We start from the raw sequence: 16,038 nt of genomic DNA on the forward strand, positions 1-16,038 counted from the left end.
CGTCATCCTCCTGCAAGCTGGGCGAGCAACAGGCCCGCGCTGTTCGATCTGGGTTTCCACATGCCGCGCTCCAGCGCTTCGGCCAGGCGCGCCGCGGTTTCGCGCAGCGCGGCCGGATTGGCCTCCGCCAGGAAGGCACGCACGGCTTCATCCTCGATGAAGGCGGCATGGACTGCGTCGAAATGATGATCGCGCACGGCATGGGTCGTGGCGGCGAAGGCGAACAGATAGTCGACCGACGCGGCGATCTCGAACGCGCCCTTGTACCCGTGGCGCATCACGCCCGCGATCCATTTGGGATTGGTGACGCGGGCGCGGACCACCCGGCCGATCTCGTCCTCCAGCGTGCGGACGACAGGGCGTTCGGGGCGGCTATGGTCGTTATGATAGGCGCGCGGCCGCTTGCCCGACAGATGCTCGACGGCGGACGCGACGCCGCCCTCGAACTGGTAATAATCGTCGCTGTCGAGCAGGTCATGCTCGCGATTGTCCTGGTTCTGCACCACGGCGTCGGCCTGGGCCAGCCGCGTGGCGAACAGGTCGCGCGCAACGTCGCCCTCCGCCCCTGCCCCATAGGCATAGCCGCCCCAGTCGAGATAGACGTTGGCGAGATCGGCGCGGTCGTGCCAGATTTTCTCGTCGATCATCGCCTGAAGGCCCGCGCCATAGGCGCCCGGCTTCGATCCGAACACGCGAAAGCCCGCGCGCCGGGCGGCCGCCTTCGCGTCATGGCCGGCGTCGATCAGTTGCGCGGTCTCACGGCGGTGGCGGGCGGCGGCGGGATTGTCCTCGTCCGGCTCGTCCAGCGCCATTACGGCGCGCGCTGCGGAATCGAGCAGGTCGATCTGTTCGGGGAAAGCATCGCGGAAGAAGCCGGAGACGCGGAAGGTGACATCGACGCGCGGGCGGTTGAGTTCGGCGATCTTCATCACCTCGAAACCGATCACGCGGCCCGACGTCCAGTCCCAGCGCGGCCGCACGCCCATCAGCGCCAGGGCCTGGGCGATGTCGTCGCCGCCGGTGCGCATATTGGCCGTGCCCCAGGCGGACAACGCCATGGCCCTTGGATATTCGCCTTCGCGCTGGAGATAATCGTCCACCAGCAGTTGCGCCGAGCGGCGGCCAAGCTCCCATGCCGTGGCGGTCGGCACGGACCGGGTGTCGACCGAATAGAAGTTGCGGCCGGTCGGCAGCACGTCGGGGCGCCCGCGCGTGGGCGCGCCGGAGGGACCGGGCAATAGGAAACGCCCGTCCAGGCCAGCCAGCAACGCAGCCTTTTCGGCGGGGCCGCAACGGTCCACGCGGCTGGCGAGATCGTGCCGCAGCGACCGCATGACGGCCTGCGACGCTGGGCCGGGCGCTGTCGCACCCTCGACCAGCGCGACGGCCAGCAGTTCGAGCCGTTCGATCGTGTCGCCATGGCTGCGCCAGGGCGCATCGCCCACCGCTGCCAGCACGGCCGGTCGGGGACCGGTCCAGCCGTCGCCCATCCGGCAATCGAGCGGATCGAAGCCAAGGCCCAGATCGTCGGCCAAGGCGCGGAGCAGCGACGCCTGGCCCGCCTCGTCATAGCCGCGCGGGGTGCGGGACAGGGCGATGAGCAAGTCCGTGCGCAACCGGCCGGTCGGCGATCGCATGAAGATGTGCAGCCCGTCGCGTATCTGCATCTCCTTCAATTCGCATAAATAATTGTCGAGAGCCGCGAGCGCGTCATCGCCATCCCCGACGGCCCCGGCATCGGCGTCCAGTCCCTGCGACCGGGCAAGATCGAGAATCTCGGCTTTCAGATGCTGGATGCGGCGCGGGTCCATGCCGGCGGCGAGATAATATTCGTCGACCAGCGCTTCGAGCGCCTTCAACGGGCCATAGCTTTCCGCGCGCGTCAGCGGCGGGGTGAGATGATCGATGATCGCCGCGCCGATGCGGCGCTTCGCCTGCGTTCCTTCGCCCGGATCGTTGACGATGAAAGGATAGAGTTGCGGCACCGGCCCGGCGCAGATTTCCGGGAAGCAGGTGTCGGACAGGGCCAGCGCCTTGCCCGGCAGCCATTCCAGATTGCCATGCTTGCCGACATGGACGACCGCCTGCGCGCCGAAATCCTGGTTCAGCCAGAAATGAAAGGCCAGATAGCCATGCGGCGGGACCAGCGCCGGGTCATGATAGCTGGTCTTGGGATCGATATTATACCCGCGCGCGGGCTGCACTGCGACGACGATATGGCCGAAGCGATGGGCGGGCAGATGAAAGGCGTCGTCGCGCACGAAGGGATCGTCGGCAGGCGCGCCCCATCGCGCCGTCACCGCGCCACGTATCGACGCGGGCAGCGCGTCGAACCATAGGCTATAATCGCCGACCGGCAGGCGGACTTCGGGCAGGCGATCCAGCGACGCGCGGGCGTTGGTGACGCCGCCGAGCAGGATCGCCATCAGCCCCGCGCCGTCCAGGGGCGCATCGCCGACATGATAGCCCGCTTCGCGCAGGGCGGCGAGAATGGCGGCCGCGCTGGCCGGCGTGTCGAGGCCGACGCCATTGCCCAGCCGACCGTCGCGATTGGGATAATTGGCGAGAATGAGCGCAACACGCCGATTCGATGCGGGCGTGCGCCGCAATGCCGCCCAATTGGCGGCAAGATCGGCGACGAAAGCGACGCGATCGGGGGCAACGCGCGGCACCACGATGCCGCATTGGGTCCGGGCATCGAAACGCTCGGCCGCCTTGAAGGCGACAGCGCGGGTGAACAGGCGGCCGTCAATCTCGGGCAGGGCGACGTTCATCGCCAGGTCGCGGGGGCCAAGGCCGCGCGGACTGTCGGCCCAGTTCGCCTGTTCGACCCCCGCAAACACGGTCTGGAGAATCGGACAATCCGCGGTTTCGAGGACCGACGGCGTCCGCCGGTCGCCCGGCGAGGAAGCGGCGAAGGCGGTGGCGTTCAGGATGATGTCGGGCCGGATTTCAGCGATCAGGCCGCGCAGCCAGTCGATCGCGAACGGCTCGCGCAGCGCCCGCACATGGACGGTGACGACGTTCAGCCCGCGTCCCTTCAGCGCGGCGACGAGCGCATCGACGGCATCGAGCGTACCGGCGATCATCAGCGCGCGATAGAAGCAGAGGAGCGCGACGGGCTGTCCCGCGCGCCATCCTGTCCGCACATCGTCCAGCGTAGGCCGTTCCATACCCGCCAGATAGAGACCGGCGTCGGCGACCGGCACCGGATCGTCCGGCACGCCGATATCCGCGCCGATCAGCCGCGCGGCATGGCGCAGGAAGCCGACCGCATTGGCGACGCCGCCCTGCCGCAGATAGTCGCGGAGCCGTTCGCTGACCGCCACCGGCAGCGTCGCGGCGGCATCGAGCGACGGATCGGGTTCGCGCCCGTCAGCGATCGCGGCGAAGGCAATCCCCTTTTCGCGCGCCACCCGTGCGATCTCGTCGACGCCATAGGACCAATAGGCCTTGCCCCCCAGCAGCACCACGCACACGAAACGCGCATGGGCGATCACCTTTTCGACGTAGAGATCGACCGAATAGGGATGTTTGAGCTGGAGCAGGTTGACCAGCCGGATCGACGGCGCATCCTCACCCAGCAGGGCCGCCGCCTGGGCGAAACAGGCCAGCTCGCTGTCCGCCACGGTCAGGAACACGATCTCGCCCGGCGATTGATCGAGGTCGATCGCCTCCTCGCCATTGGAGACGGTTCCCGGCGTAGCGGCCAGCAAATGCATCAGGCGAAGGCCGCGCGAAGGGCGCTGTCGATGGCGGCCTGATTCAGCCCCTTCTGCCCGATCACCACCAGTTGTGACAGGCGCGACTCCTCCGCTTTCCAGGCGCGGTCGAAATAATGCTGGATGCGGGGACCGACCGCCTGGACGACCAACCGTGCCGGGCGCCCGGCGACGGCGACCATGCCCTTGATGCGCAGGATATCATGCGCCTCGATCAACGGGGCCATGGCCTGCACCAGCGCATCCACGCCCGCAATCTCGCCGCCGGTGACGACGAAGCTGTCGAAATCGTCATGGTCATGATCGGGGTCGCCGTCATGGTGCGATGGCCGCGCGTCGATATCCTCTTCCGCTTCGGCGAACAGGCCGAGCAGGACGCCGGCATCGATCGCGCCATGATCGGTCCGCACGATCTTCACCCCACTACGGATATCCTTGCCTATGTCGCCCTCGATCCGGGTCAGCGCGTCAGCATCGACCATGTCGGCCTTGTTGAGGATGACGAGGTCCGCGCAGGCGAGCTGGTCTTCGTATAGTTCCTCCAGCGGACTGTCATGGTCGAGCGAGGGGTCGGCCGCCCGCGCCAGCGCCAGCGCGGCTTCGTCGGCGGCGAAGCGCCCGGCGGCGACCGCATCGGCGTCGATCAGCGCCACGACGCCATCCACGGTCGCGCGGGTGCGGATTTCGGGCCACTGGAACGCCTTCACCAGCGGCTTGGGCAGCGCCAGGCCGGACGTTTCGATGATGATATGGTCTGGCGGATTGGCGCGGTCGAGCAGCTTGAGCATGGTCGGCAGGAAATCGTCGGCCACGGTGCAGCAGATGCAGCCATTGGCCAGTTCGACGATATCGTCCTCCGGGCACGCCTCGTCATTGCATCCGCGCAGCAGCGCGCCGTCCACGCCGACATCGCCGAACTCGTTGACGATCAGCGCCAGCCTGCGGCCCTTGGCATTGTGCAGCAGGTGCCGGATCAACGTCGTCTTGCCCGCCCCCAGAAAGCCTGTGATGACGGTGGTCGGGATCTTGCTCACGCTTCTTCTCCTTCAAGCGCCATGGGATTCATGCGCGCGAAGGGGCGATCGGCATCGCCGAGCCTGATAATGGCCATGTCTACCCCCGCTGCACCTGAGCGATATCTCGGGCGGGGGCGTGCCGGACGCGAACGAACGGTCGATGCGCGGCGACGAGCAGGCGCATGGAGCCCGTCAGCGCGCACCGATGCGGCCCCAGCCACATGGGTTCGTCGCTCAGACGGCGTTCACCGTGCCCCGGCCATCCCCTGGACCAAAGCAAGAGCGACCAGACGCCGGCAGGTCTCCTGGCTCGCGGGTCATCGCTTAATGCACGCCTTCCCAGGCCTCGCAGGATTTAGCGTCCGGCCCAGTGGCTGCTCCCCTGGAAAGGGAGCGATGTGCATCGCGCTCGCCGCTTACAGTTGCAGGGACAGCTGCGGATTTGGATGAGCGCCCTCGTCGAGGGACTGCCACCCGCACCGCCTTCCCATTTTAATCCCCTTGCGGGGAACCGGCGCGATCAGTCATCGAAGGGGGCTTGCGGCTCCCCGGATGCGGTCGGCGATACCGGCTGCCGGGGCCGTCCGCAAGCCCTCAGTGCGGTGCGATCGCCTGAAGCCGCCAGATGCGGTTGAAGGACAGGCGAACGGCGGATAGCGGCGCAATGTCGATGGCAGGCGTCGTCACGAGCGGAAAGCCCAGCGCGTGCGCCAAGGCGGCGCGGATCGTCATGGCATGGCTGATGGCGCAGACGCATCCGGGCGACTGCGCCATTCCGTCCAGCCAGCCGCCTACCCGCTGTCGCACCGATTCCATGGTCTCACCATCCGCGGTGCCCTGCGTCGGATCGGCGATCCAGTCGGACAGGGCGGCCGGTTCGGCGGCAGAAAGGTCCGCAAACGACCGGCCCGTCCAGCGCCCGGCATCCATGTCCACCAGCGCCACCTCGACCGAGGCGTCCAGCCCCATCGCCTGGGCAGTCTGCGCGGCGGCGCGGGACGGGCTGCAAAGGACATGGTTGTCGAAACCCGGCGGCAGGCGGCAGGCGGCGGCATCATGCGCGCCGCGTGCGTCCAGGCCCTCGTCCAGCGCCGGAAAGCCGCCGATCCGGCTGGACGGCGTGGACGCCGCGCATAGGAGAAGGAGGGATGTAGCCAGCGGAACCTCCGGGAGATGTTGACGTCGCGCCATCGCGCACCCTAAACAGCGCGGGCATCAGGAAGAAGAAGCCGGTGAGATTCCGGCGCGGTCGCGCCACTGTTATCGACGTACAAGGTCGAGAGCCAGACCTTCTTCTTGGACATATTATCTCTCGCGGGACGCGCAATCCCCTATAGGAGTACGGATCATGGCAACCACTGCCGCACTGCTCGACGACCATTTCATTCCTGTCCAGGGTGGCTCCGCCATCCCGATCGAGGACATCGCGCCCTGGGCCGTATTCGGGACGCTGATCGCGCTCATCTTCCTCTATTTCGTCAGCACCGAACAGGGCGCCTTCGCCTTGTTCGACGGCATGTATGTGCATGAATTCGTCCATGACGGGCGCCATCTGCTCGGCTTCCCCTGCCACTGATCGCCGGCGATGACCAAAAGTCTTTTGTGGCGCGGAATGCTGGCCGGCATTCTCGCGGCCCTCGTCGCGACGATGTTCGCGCGCGTGATCGCGGAGCCCCAGATCGATCTCGCCATTGGCTATGAGCATGTCCATGCGGCGCATCATGCGGACACACCTGCGAATGGGCAGGAAGAGGAGCTGGTAAGCCGGGCGACGCAGAAGGGCGCGGGCCTCCTGACCGCGCTGGCGCTTTACGGCGCGGCGGTCGGCGGCATTTTCGCACTCATATTCGCCTATGGTTATGGACGCTTCGGCCGCATTGGCCCGCGCAGCTTCGCCCTGTTGCTCGCCGGGATCGCCATTCTGCTGATCGTGATCGTGCCGGGGATCAAATATCCCCAGACGCCGCCGGCCGTGGGCCAGCATGACACTGTGGGCCTGCGCACCGCCGCCTATTTCGCCATGATCGCCCTGTCGGTGGGCGGCGCGGTGATCGCCGCGAAGATCCGAAGCGCGCTCGCTCGATCCTGTCGTGGCATCGACGCGATGTTGCTCGCAATGGCGGCTTATGTCGCGATGGTCGTGCTGGGCCAGTTTCTGCTGCCCAGCGTCGATGAAGTACCAGCCGATTTCCCGGCGACCTTGCTCTGGCATTTCCGCCTCGCCTCGATCGCGACCCAACTGGTCCTGTGGGCCACGATCGGGATCGTCTTCGGCCTGTCGGCGGAACGGGTCATGATTCGCCGATAATCATGTCGCCAGCATCTGGCCGATAGACGTATCGAAATGGCGGTCGATCGCCGCGGCGGCGGCGGCGGGGTCGCGGTCGACGATCGCCTGCGCCAGGTCGAGGTGACAGGCGATGATGTCCTGCCGCTGGGTATCGGTCCGGCGGGTTTCCCAGGCGCGCGGCACCGCCGTTTCCATCAGCGGCGCGAAGGACCGCATGATCTGCGCGAAGAGCAGGTTCGACGCCGCTTCGGCAATCGCATTGTGGAGCGCGATATCGAGCCGGGTCACCTGCGCCATGTCGTCGCACTCCTGCGCCATCGCCTGCGCTATGGCCAAAATCTCGGCAGCCTGCGCGTCGGTGCGGCGCTGCGCGGCAAGCGCGGCGATCCGCAGTTCGAGCGTGCGCCGCACGTCCCACACATCGGCGACGCTGACCTGCTCGGTCGATACCGCATGGTCGAGCGAAGCCCCCATCACCGATCCATCGATGGCCCCGACCCGCGCGCGGCGGCCATTGCCAACGTCGATCAGGTGCAAGGCGGCAAGCGCTCCAAAGGCTTCCCGCATCACCGCGCGGCTAACCCCCAGGCTGGTGGCGAAGGCGCCTTCCCCCGGCAGCGTGTCGCCGACCCGCAGGCTATGGGCGCGGATATGGTCGCGCACGGCCTGGATGGCGCGTTCGACCAGCGACCCGCCGTCGTCGATCGCCCGGCTCGTCATGCCGCCAGTCGCTCCGCGCGATACAGCGTCGGCGCGACGCCGAAATGGCGGGCGAAGGCGCGGGTGAAGCTGGCATTGTTGAGATAGCCGCAACGATAGCCGATCGACGACACCGGCAATTCGGTCGCCACCAGCATTTCCCCCGCCCGGTCGAGCCGCTGCGCCGTGATGGCGTCGGCGACCGAACTGCCGAACATGTCGCGGAAGCCGCGGGTCAGCTTGGCGCGGTTGAGGCCGCAGGCGCGGGCGATGCCGTCCAGCGTCAGCTTTTCCGCCCAGCGATCCTCGATCATGCGCCGCGCCGTCAGCAATCTTTCGCTGTCGGCCCGCGACAACAGCGCATCCTGCCCGATCGGCACGAACCCGTCTTCGCGCCCGGCGCGCAGAAGCTCGCAGAACAGTTCGATGCTCTTGGCCAGCCGATAGGGCGCGGCCGCCGCGTCGTGAAGGCGGCAATCGCGGATGGCGAGCGCGATCGCGCGGAGCGGCGCGGGGAGATAATAAGCAACGCCCGGCGCCAGCGGCACCGCGCCGTCGGCCACCCGCGCGCAGGCGTCCGGCGCGACCAGCAGGATCAGGCGGCTGCCCGGATCGTCGTTGAGGTCGGCAAGCGTGGGATGCTCGACCAGCCGGACCGAAGCCGAGTGCCCCACCGCGCCGAAACCGAGCAGGAAAGCTACGGAGAGGCCCGCATCATTGGCGAGCGTGGCGATGCCTGGTCCGACCAGCGCGATCATCTCGGGCGACACACTGATTCGATCCATGGCCATCTTCTCCTTGCTCACATACTGACCTATCAGACAGCTTTTGGCAATAGCTATCAGATAGGTCTGTCCGGCGCGCGACGCATAGCCCGCCAGAAGGCGGCGACCGAGACGATGCTGACCGACACGCCGACCGTCGCAAGGCCTCCGCCCAAATGCGCTTCGCCGCCGAGCAAGCCGCTGATCGCCGTCACCAAGGTCGGCGCGACGCCGAAGCCGATCAGGCCGGCGATGGCGATGAAGGCGCCGATGCACAGGCCGCGCAATTCGTTGGGCAGCAATACCGTGAGCGCGACGGATGTGATCAGGCCGGTGACGGTGCCGCACAGCATCAGCGCACCCAGCGCCACGGCGAAGGAGGGGATGCCGGGCATGATCGGGAAAAGCGCGGCCGGGATGCCCAGCGCCGCCGCGATCACCGCGCCGATCAGCAGGCCGCCGCGCCGCCCGCTCTTCTGCCCGATGTCGGCCGCCACGCCACCCAGCACCGATCCTGCGACTCCGGTCAGGAATATGAGGCTGCCCATCCAGCCGGCAAAGTCGGGCGGCGCCAGGCCATAGCTGCGCGACAAGACGGGCGACGCCCAGATCGCGGCCGCCGCATCGGCCATCACCACGCTGACCTGCCCCACGAACAGCGGGCCAAGAAAGGCGCGGCGCGACCAGAGTTCCTGCAGAACCACGCGCCAGGGGGCATGGATGCCAGCCGCCACTTCCTGTCGCGCGGGTTCGCGCAGCAGCAACATGGGCAGGATCAGCGCAGCGCTGATCGCCGCAAGCGCGAAATGGGTGGCGCGCCAGGGGGCGACGCCGGCGAAGAGGGTGTCTGCGGCTGGACGCAGGAACAGGCTGAGCAGCCAGCCCGCCAGCGCGAACGCCCCCGCCTGCCCCAGCGCCTTGCCCAGGGTCACGACCAGCAGCCCCCTGCCCCGCTGGTGCGGCGGGCACAGGTCGGCGCAGAGCGACAGCGCTGCCGTCAAAGCGCCGGTAGTGCCGATCCCGGCTAGCATTCGCGCCATGAACAGGGTGGAGACGCTCTGCGCCACCGCGGTCAAAAGGGTGCCCATCGTCCAGATCAGCGCCAGACAGATGAGCAGGCGCAGGCGATTGGTGCGATCGACCAATAACCCGATCGGCATGGAAAAGAACAGCAGTGGCACCGCGGCGGCCACGCCCTGCACGAGCGACAATTGGAAATCGCTCAGGCCCATTTCCGCCTTGGCGCCTTCCTGCACCATGCTGAACGATCCCATCATGGTAAAGCCCGCCGCCATCGCCAGCGCCAGGATCAGCAGCGGCGGCAACAGGCGCAGAAACGATGAGGATTGGGCGGATGGGGCGGTCATCGGGACGAGCCTTTCTGCGGCATGGCCGGTCATGGCCAAGCACCTGTCATGATGCCCGGCCGCGCCAAAGGGGATCGACGCGGCCGGACAGTTTAGCCCCCGGCTAAACGGCGTGATGTCAAAGGGTGAAAATCTTGCCCGGATTGAACAGGTTTTTCGGATCGATCGCGCGCTTGATGACGCGCATCAGGTCGACCGCGTCGCCCAACTCTTCCACCAGGCAATGTTGCTTCCCGAGGCCGATGCCATGTTCGCCGGTGCAGGTGCCGTCCATCGCCAGCGCCCGGTCGACCAGTCGCTGGTTGAGTGCCTCCACTTCCGCCATTTCCGCCGGTGCGTTGGGGTCGATGGAGAAGATGACGTGAAAATTGCCGTCCCCGACATGGCCTAATATCGTGCCCGGCACGCTGGCGTTCGCCAGGTCCGCCTTGGTCCGGGTGATGCATTCGGCGAGCCGGCTGATTGGCACGCAAACGTCGGTCGCCCACCCGATCGCGCCGGGGCGCTGGTTGACCGCGGCATAATAGGCCTCGTGCCGCGCCTTCCACAGTCTGGAGCGTTCCTCCGGCAGGTTCGACCAGCAAAATTGCCCGCCGCCGTGCATCGCGGCGATCTCCTCCACCGTGCGCACCTGTTCCTCGACATAGGATGGCGAACCATGGAATTCGAAGAAGAGCGTGGTCTGTTCGGGATAGTCGAGCTTCGACCAGCGATTGACCGCGCGCATCTGCGCATCGTCCAATATCTCGACCCTCGCCAGCGGCACGCCGATCTGGATCGACTGCACCACCGTATCCACCGCCCCTTCCAGACTCTCGAAGCTGCACACGGCCGACGAGATCGCCTCCGGTATGGCGTGGAGACGCAGCGTCACTTCGGTGATGATGCCCAGCGTGCCTTCGCTGCCGATCATCAACCGGGTGAGGTCATAGCCCGCCGCCGACTTGCGCGCGCGCCGGGCGGTGCGGATGTCGCGACCGTCGGGGGTCACGACGCGCAGCGACAGGATCGCCTCGCGCATCGTGCCGTAGCGTACGGCATTGGTGCCCGATGCGCGGGTGGAGGCCATGCCGCCCAGCGTGGCATTGGCGCCGGGGTCGATGGGGAAGAACAGGCCCTGGTCGCGCAGATGCTCGTTCAGTTGCTCGCGCCGCACGCCGGCCTGCACGGTGCAGTCGAAATCCTCGACATTCACCTGAAGGATGGCGTCCATCCGGCTGAGATCGACCGTCACCCCGCCCTGCACCGGCAGGGTGTTGCCCTCGATCGAGGTGCCAGCGCCGAAGGGGATGATCGGCACGTCGGCGGCGACGCAGAGCTTGACCAGTGCGACGACATCCTCCGTCGAACGGGCGAAGACCACAGCGTCGGGCAGGACGGGTGCGAAATGCGTCTCGCTCTGCCCATGCTGGCTGCGCACGGCCTCCCCCAGCGCCAGATTGTCGCCAAAGGCGGCGGCAAGCTGGTCGAGAAAGCCGTCCGGCAGGGCCTTGCGGAGTGAGAAGGCGGGCGCGCGCATCGGATCAGAACCGGAAGCTGGCGCGCACGCCATAGCGGCGCAGGTCGCCGATGATACCCAGATCCGATGCGGGCAGGCCGGCCAGTGCCAGCGTCGTCTTCTCGATATAGGAGTCGAAATATTTCTTGTTGAACAGGTTGGTGCCGAACAGCGCCAGTTCGATGCCGCCGGTGCGGTAGGTGATCGACCCGTTGGTCAGGACATAGGATTTCAGGATCGTCGGCGTCGTCTGGTTCAGCGTCGCGGCCAGCCGCTTGCCCTTGCCGGTGAGGCCGGCGTTGAGGGTCAGGCTGCTGTCATCGCCGAGCGGCACGACATAGTCGCTCGACAGGCTGACCATCCAGTCGGGCTGGAAGGTCAGCCGATCGCTCGACAGGGTGCGGCCGGTGACGGCGGTATAGGCCGAACTGTCGGTCAGGCGGGCGTGCATGTAGGTCAGGCCGCCCGATAGCGTCCATTGCTCGACCGGCTTGAAGGCAAATTCGATTTCGGCGCCATAGCTTTCGACGTCGCCGCTGTTGAGATCGACCGTGACGAGGCCGCCGGTGGAGGCCGGGGCGATCGAGTTGAGGCCGATATAATCCTTGTAATCGCTGTAGAATATGTCGCCCGACAGGGTCACCCGGCGATCGGCCGACGCATATTTGGTGCCGATTTCATAGGTCCAGGCGGAATCGCCCTTATAGACGCGGATCGGCGCGGTCACGGCGTTGAAGCCGCCGCCGCGATAGCCGCGCGCGACCGAGGCATAGGTCATGAGTTCGCGGTTCCAGTGGCGGGTGACCGACAGGCGCGGTTCGACCTCGTTGGACTTGAGGCCCACCCGCGACGGCGCGCCGCCATTGACGATGCCGACGGATTGCCGGTCCTCATGGTCGTAGCGCAGGCCGAGCGCCACTTCCCAGTCCGCATTGGGTTTCCAGAAAGCGGTGCCGAAGGCCGCATAAGTGTCCGCCTTGGTCGCGTTTTGCGCGCGATTGTTGATCGCAACCGGAAACGGCCCGGTCGGCAGCGGCAAGGTGAGCTGGATGTTGGTGAGGTGGTTCGCTCGCGTCGTCTCCCGGCTGTAGAACAGGCCGACGAGCGTTGAGAACTTGTCGCTATATTTGGTGTCGAAACGCAGTTCGAGCGTCTTGGTGCGCAGGCGGTCGGTGCTGCTCTGGCGCACGGCGGGGACGGCGGTGGTCGCGTCGCTGGGGCCGAAATCGCCGTCGGTGTCGGGCGCGCTGGTGTCGCGCGCGTCGTAGGCGGCCTGTAGCGACAGCTTGGTGTTGATCGCGTCGATCGGGGTTTCGATGCGGGCGTTGACGCCGCGATATTTATAGGTGGTGGTGCCCAGCGTATCGAACTGGTTGTCGCGCGAATAGTCGGTCGGGCCGGTGACGCGGGCATAGGGGACGTTGGCGCCCTTCACCCAGTCATAATAGCCGTTCACGACGATCGTCAGGTCTTCGCTGGGCGTGGCGCGGATGGTGCTGCTGAGCGAGTCGGTGTTGAACCGGTTCGCCTTGCCGCCGATATTGCTGTTGTTGATGAAGCCGTCCTGCTCGCGATGCGACCCGCCGACGCGGATCGCCAGCTTGTCCTGCACGATCGGGGCGGACACCGAACCAGACACCAACCAGCTATTGTCCGGCCCGGCATAGCTGGCCGCGCCGCGGGCCTCGAAAGCATTGCCCGGCTGGCGGGTGATGACATTGATCGCCCCGCCCAGCGTGTTCTTGCCATAGAGCGTGCCCTGCGGCCCGCGCAGCACCTCGATCCGCTCGACGTCGAGCAGCGGGTTGTTGAGATAGGCGGTGTTGGGACGATAGATGCCGTCAACGAACAGGCCGACGCCGGGCTGCACCGACTGGACCAGGGTGACGCCCACGCCACGGATCGAGACGAAGGCGCGGCCCGCACCGTCGCTGGAAATGTTGAGGCCGGGGGCGAGTGCGGCGGCTTCGCGCACCGAATTGATGTTGCGCCGGGCGAGCGTGTCGCCGCTCACTGCGGTCACCGCGACGGGTACATCGAGCAGCGTTTCCTGCCGCTTGCGCGCGGTGACGATGATGTCGGATGATCCCGCGTCGGCGGCGGGCGCCTGCTGCGCCTGTGCTGCGCAGGGCAGAGGCGCCGCGATCGCGACACCGGCAAATAAGAGGGCCTTCAACGTCATCCTGTCTCTCCTCCCGGCGTCCGGTGGAATCATGTCCTGCGGATCGCCCATGGGCCTATCTGATAGGTACAGCTTTCAGATAGGTTTGAGGAGATAGACCACTATGCCGTCCGGGTCGATCGCTTCGCCGATCGGATTGGCCATAGCGCAGAAACTGTCTGACTCGCCGTCTCCTCCATGCCTTACCAGCAGCTATAGCCGCCGTCGGCCAGCACGATGCTGCCGGTCATCAGGCTCGCTGCTTCGGATGCCAGGAAGGCGACGACCGACGCCACTTCCTCCACTTCGCCCAGCCGCGCCATTGGCGTCGAATCGATCCAGCGCCGAACCATCGGCCCTTCCTTGTCGGCGAAAGCATTCAGCGGCGTGCGGATATAGGTAGGCGCGACCGCGTTGACCCGCACGCCGCGGTCCGCCCATTCCGCCGCCAGGCTCTTCGTCAATTGATGCACCGCCGCCTTGGACGCGTTGTAATAGCTTTGCGGCTGCGGCCGGTTGACGATGACGCCGCTCATCGATCCGACATTGACGATGCTGCCCCGGCCCCGCTCCAGCATCAAACGGCCAAAGGCGCGCGCACACCAGAAAGTGCCGTTCAGATTGACGTCGATGACATTACGCCAATGCTCGTCCGCCACCGCCTCCGCCGGCGTATCGCTGCGCGCGACGCCGGCATTGTTGACGAGGATGTCGACCGCGCCGATCCGATCGGCGGTCGCCGTCACCGCATCACTGTCGGTCACGTCCATCACCACGCCGTCGACCGACAGCCCCTTCGCCGTCATCGCCGCGACAGCCACGTCGATCGCGGCAGAATCGAGGTCCGCGATCGTCACCGCCGCGCCCATTTCGCCCAGCGCCTCTACACAGGCCAGGCCGATGCCGCTCGCGCCACCGGTGACGAGCGCGCGGCGGCCGTCCAGTTTCAGTCGTTCCAGATACATGGGCAATCCTTCAGGGCAGATAAGGCGCGCAGGGCATGGGTGGTTCATAAGCTGCCTCCCCTTCCGCAAGTCGATAGACCAGCCGATTGTCGCGCGTAAACGCATCCCAGGGCAGGCGGCCGTCGGTGGCGAAATCGACCCAGATGCGATGGACCCGGTCGGCCAGCGCTTGCGGCGGCGCTTCGCCGCACAGCCCATGGGGACCGGTAACGCTGGCGAGCATGTCGAAGACGAAAGGCAGTTCCATCGCATGCGCCGCGCCCAAACCGTCGGATCGGGGGCCGCCGAACAGCGGCGACCGCCATGCGAACTCATACATATGCGTGCGCCCGCGATGTTCCTCGGCGAAACGACGGGCGGGCCAGCGGAACACCAGATCGTGCAGGGCATTGGTGAAGGCGTGGCCGGGCTTCACGCCCTCCGCGCCCATGCCATAGGCCTTGAGCAGCTTGCGCGCCTGCGGCTGATGCTTGTGGACGAACCAGGTCGCGAGCAGGCGGCCCAGCTTCTCCCGCACGCCGGTCGGCACGAAATAGAGGTTCATTTCCTCCGCATTGGTGCCGATCAGCAGGTCGACCTGCGCCCCTGCCCCGGCCTTGAGCGCGTCGAGCGGTTTTTGCGGCAGGACATCGTCGCCATGGACCGGGACGAAGCGGCTGATGCCGAACACCGGCTCCCGCCCGTCGGCGTCGCGCAGGTCGAGCCGCGCGGTCGGCAGGCTGACCTTCTCCATCGCGTCCAGCATGTCGCCCGGTGCGACCGACCGGAATCCGGCGGCGTCGGGTGCGATCTTCACCCGCTTCGCCAGCGCCTTCACCAGGCGTTGCGCAACGCCGATGTCGCGGGTCATCGCGCCATGGCCGCTTTGCGCGATGGCGCGGCGGAACAGCCCTTTGGCTAGCGGCGAGGCGATCAGGTTCGCGACCGACATGGCCCCGGCGGACTCGCCGAAGACGGTGACGTTGGCGGGATCACCACCAAAAGCCGCGATATTTTCCCGCACCCATTGCAACGCGAAAATCTGGTCGCGCAGGCCCAGATTTGTCGGGATCCCGGGAATAGGCAGGAAACCTTCGATCCCGAGCCGATAATTGATCGCCACCAGCAGCACGCCGTCGCGGGCGAAGGCGCTGCCGTCCTGCACCGCTGCGTCCTTGCTGCCCAAAACGAAACCGCCGCCATGGATGAAGACCATGACCGGCAACGCGGTCCGATCGTCAGCCGGTTTCCATATGTTGAGGGTCAGATAATCCTCGCCGGGAAGCCAGCCCTTGCCCACCAGCGCCTCGACATCGACGCCCGGCACGCCGCGCACCCGCTGCGGCGCGCTGGCGCCGGGTGCCTGCGCATCGCGCACGCCGTCCCAACATTCGGGCGGTTGCGGCAGGGCGAAGCGGCGGTCGCCGATCGGCGCGGCGGCATAGGGGACGCCCAGAAAGCGGGCGACGCCACCGACCATCGCGCCGCGCACCAGGCCGGCCCCCGTCGGCACGATCATCTCCATTGCATCCGCTCCTCTCACTCTTGCGCGGCAGCATAGGGTGCGGATGATGCGG

The 16,038-nt window shown here is 66.8% G+C and carries 12 protein-coding genes and 2 riboswitches; of the genes, 2 read left to right on the top strand and 10 right to left on the bottom strand.

The features are described from left to right. Positions 1-2: 2 nt before the first annotated feature. From cobN to K9B33_RS03930, 3 genes are all read right to left on the bottom strand, one after another. Positions 3-3,722: a cobaltochelatase subunit CobN gene (gene cobN / locus K9B33_RS03920; RefSeq protein ID WP_224546841.1), complete on the bottom strand. Its 3,720-nt coding sequence runs from the start codon at positions 3,720-3,722 to the stop codon at positions 3-5. Further along, positions 3,722-4,756 carry a cobalamin biosynthesis protein CobW gene (gene cobW, locus K9B33_RS03925; RefSeq protein WP_224546842.1) on the bottom strand — a complete coding sequence of 345 codons (1,035 nt, stop codon included), beginning with the start codon at positions 4,754-4,756 and terminating at the stop codon, positions 3,722-3,724. The genes cobN and cobW overlap by 1 nt, the downstream gene beginning before the upstream one ends. Positions 4,757-5,015: 259 nt before the next feature. After that, a riboswitch (cobalamin riboswitch) is annotated at positions 5,016-5,269 on the bottom strand. 63 nt (positions 5,270-5,332) lie between these two features. Next, a complete protein-coding gene (locus tag K9B33_RS03930) occupies positions 5,333-5,929 on the bottom strand; it encodes a histidine phosphatase family protein (RefSeq protein ID WP_224546843.1) in 597 nt (198 codons plus the stop codon). Between the two features lie 2 nt (positions 5,930-5,931). Further along, a riboswitch (cobalamin riboswitch) is annotated at positions 5,932-6,046 on the top strand. Positions 6,047-6,086: 40 nt separating this feature from the next. Here K9B33_RS03930 and K9B33_RS03935 point away from each other — a divergent pair. Both K9B33_RS03935 and K9B33_RS03940 read left to right on the top strand, forming a co-directional pair. Continuing rightward, the gene (locus tag K9B33_RS03935; RefSeq protein ID WP_224546844.1) at positions 6,087-6,314 is read left to right on the top strand and encodes a CbtB domain-containing protein; all 228 of its coding nucleotides are present in this window, start codon (positions 6,087-6,089) and stop codon (positions 6,312-6,314) included. A gap of 9 nt (positions 6,315-6,323) precedes the next feature. Next, positions 6,324-7,046: a CbtA family protein gene (locus K9B33_RS03940; RefSeq protein WP_224546845.1), complete on the top strand. Its 723-nt coding sequence runs from the start codon at positions 6,324-6,326 to the stop codon at positions 7,044-7,046. Here K9B33_RS03940 and K9B33_RS03945 read toward each other — a convergent pair whose 3' ends face one another. The 7 genes from K9B33_RS03945 to K9B33_RS03975 form a co-directional block, all read right to left on the bottom strand. Continuing rightward, entirely contained in the window at positions 7,047-7,748 is a 702-nt protein-coding gene (locus K9B33_RS03945; protein ID WP_224546847.1) for a FadR/GntR family transcriptional regulator, read from the bottom strand. Further along, positions 7,745-8,512 carry a helix-turn-helix domain-containing protein gene (locus K9B33_RS03950; RefSeq protein ID WP_224546849.1) on the bottom strand — a complete coding sequence of 256 codons (768 nt, stop codon included), beginning with the start codon at positions 8,510-8,512 and terminating at the stop codon, positions 7,745-7,747. The genes K9B33_RS03945 and K9B33_RS03950 overlap by 4 nt, the downstream gene beginning before the upstream one ends. Before the next feature lie 56 nt (positions 8,513-8,568). Next, positions 8,569-9,858 (bottom strand): MFS transporter, encoded by a 1,290-nt coding sequence (locus tag K9B33_RS03955; RefSeq protein WP_224546851.1) that lies wholly within the window; start codon positions 9,856-9,858, stop codon positions 8,569-8,571. Between the two features lie 118 nt (positions 9,859-9,976). After that, complete coding sequence (locus K9B33_RS03960) at positions 9,977-11,377, bottom strand: FAD-linked oxidase C-terminal domain-containing protein (protein WP_224546854.1); 1,401 nt, start codon at positions 11,375-11,377, stop codon at positions 9,977-9,979. A 4-nt stretch (positions 11,378-11,381) separates the two neighbouring features. After that, complete coding sequence (locus K9B33_RS03965) at positions 11,382-13,538, bottom strand: TonB-dependent receptor (protein WP_224546856.1); 2,157 nt, start codon at positions 13,536-13,538, stop codon at positions 11,382-11,384. A gap of 182 nt (positions 13,539-13,720) precedes the next feature. Beyond that, positions 13,721-14,482, bottom strand: a complete 762-nt coding sequence (locus tag K9B33_RS03970; RefSeq protein WP_224546858.1) for an SDR family NAD(P)-dependent oxidoreductase — start codon at positions 14,480-14,482, stop codon at positions 13,721-13,723. Between the two features lie 10 nt (positions 14,483-14,492). After that, positions 14,493-15,986: a carboxylesterase/lipase family protein gene (locus tag K9B33_RS03975; RefSeq protein ID WP_224546860.1), complete on the bottom strand. Its 1,494-nt coding sequence runs from the start codon at positions 15,984-15,986 to the stop codon at positions 14,493-14,495. Positions 15,987-16,038: the final 52 nt, after the last annotated feature.

Origin of the sequence: Sphingobium sp. 3R8 (assembly GCF_020166615.1) — a bacterium.
GTDB lineage: Bacteria > Pseudomonadota > Alphaproteobacteria > Sphingomonadales > Sphingomonadaceae > Sphingobium > Sphingobium bisphenolicum.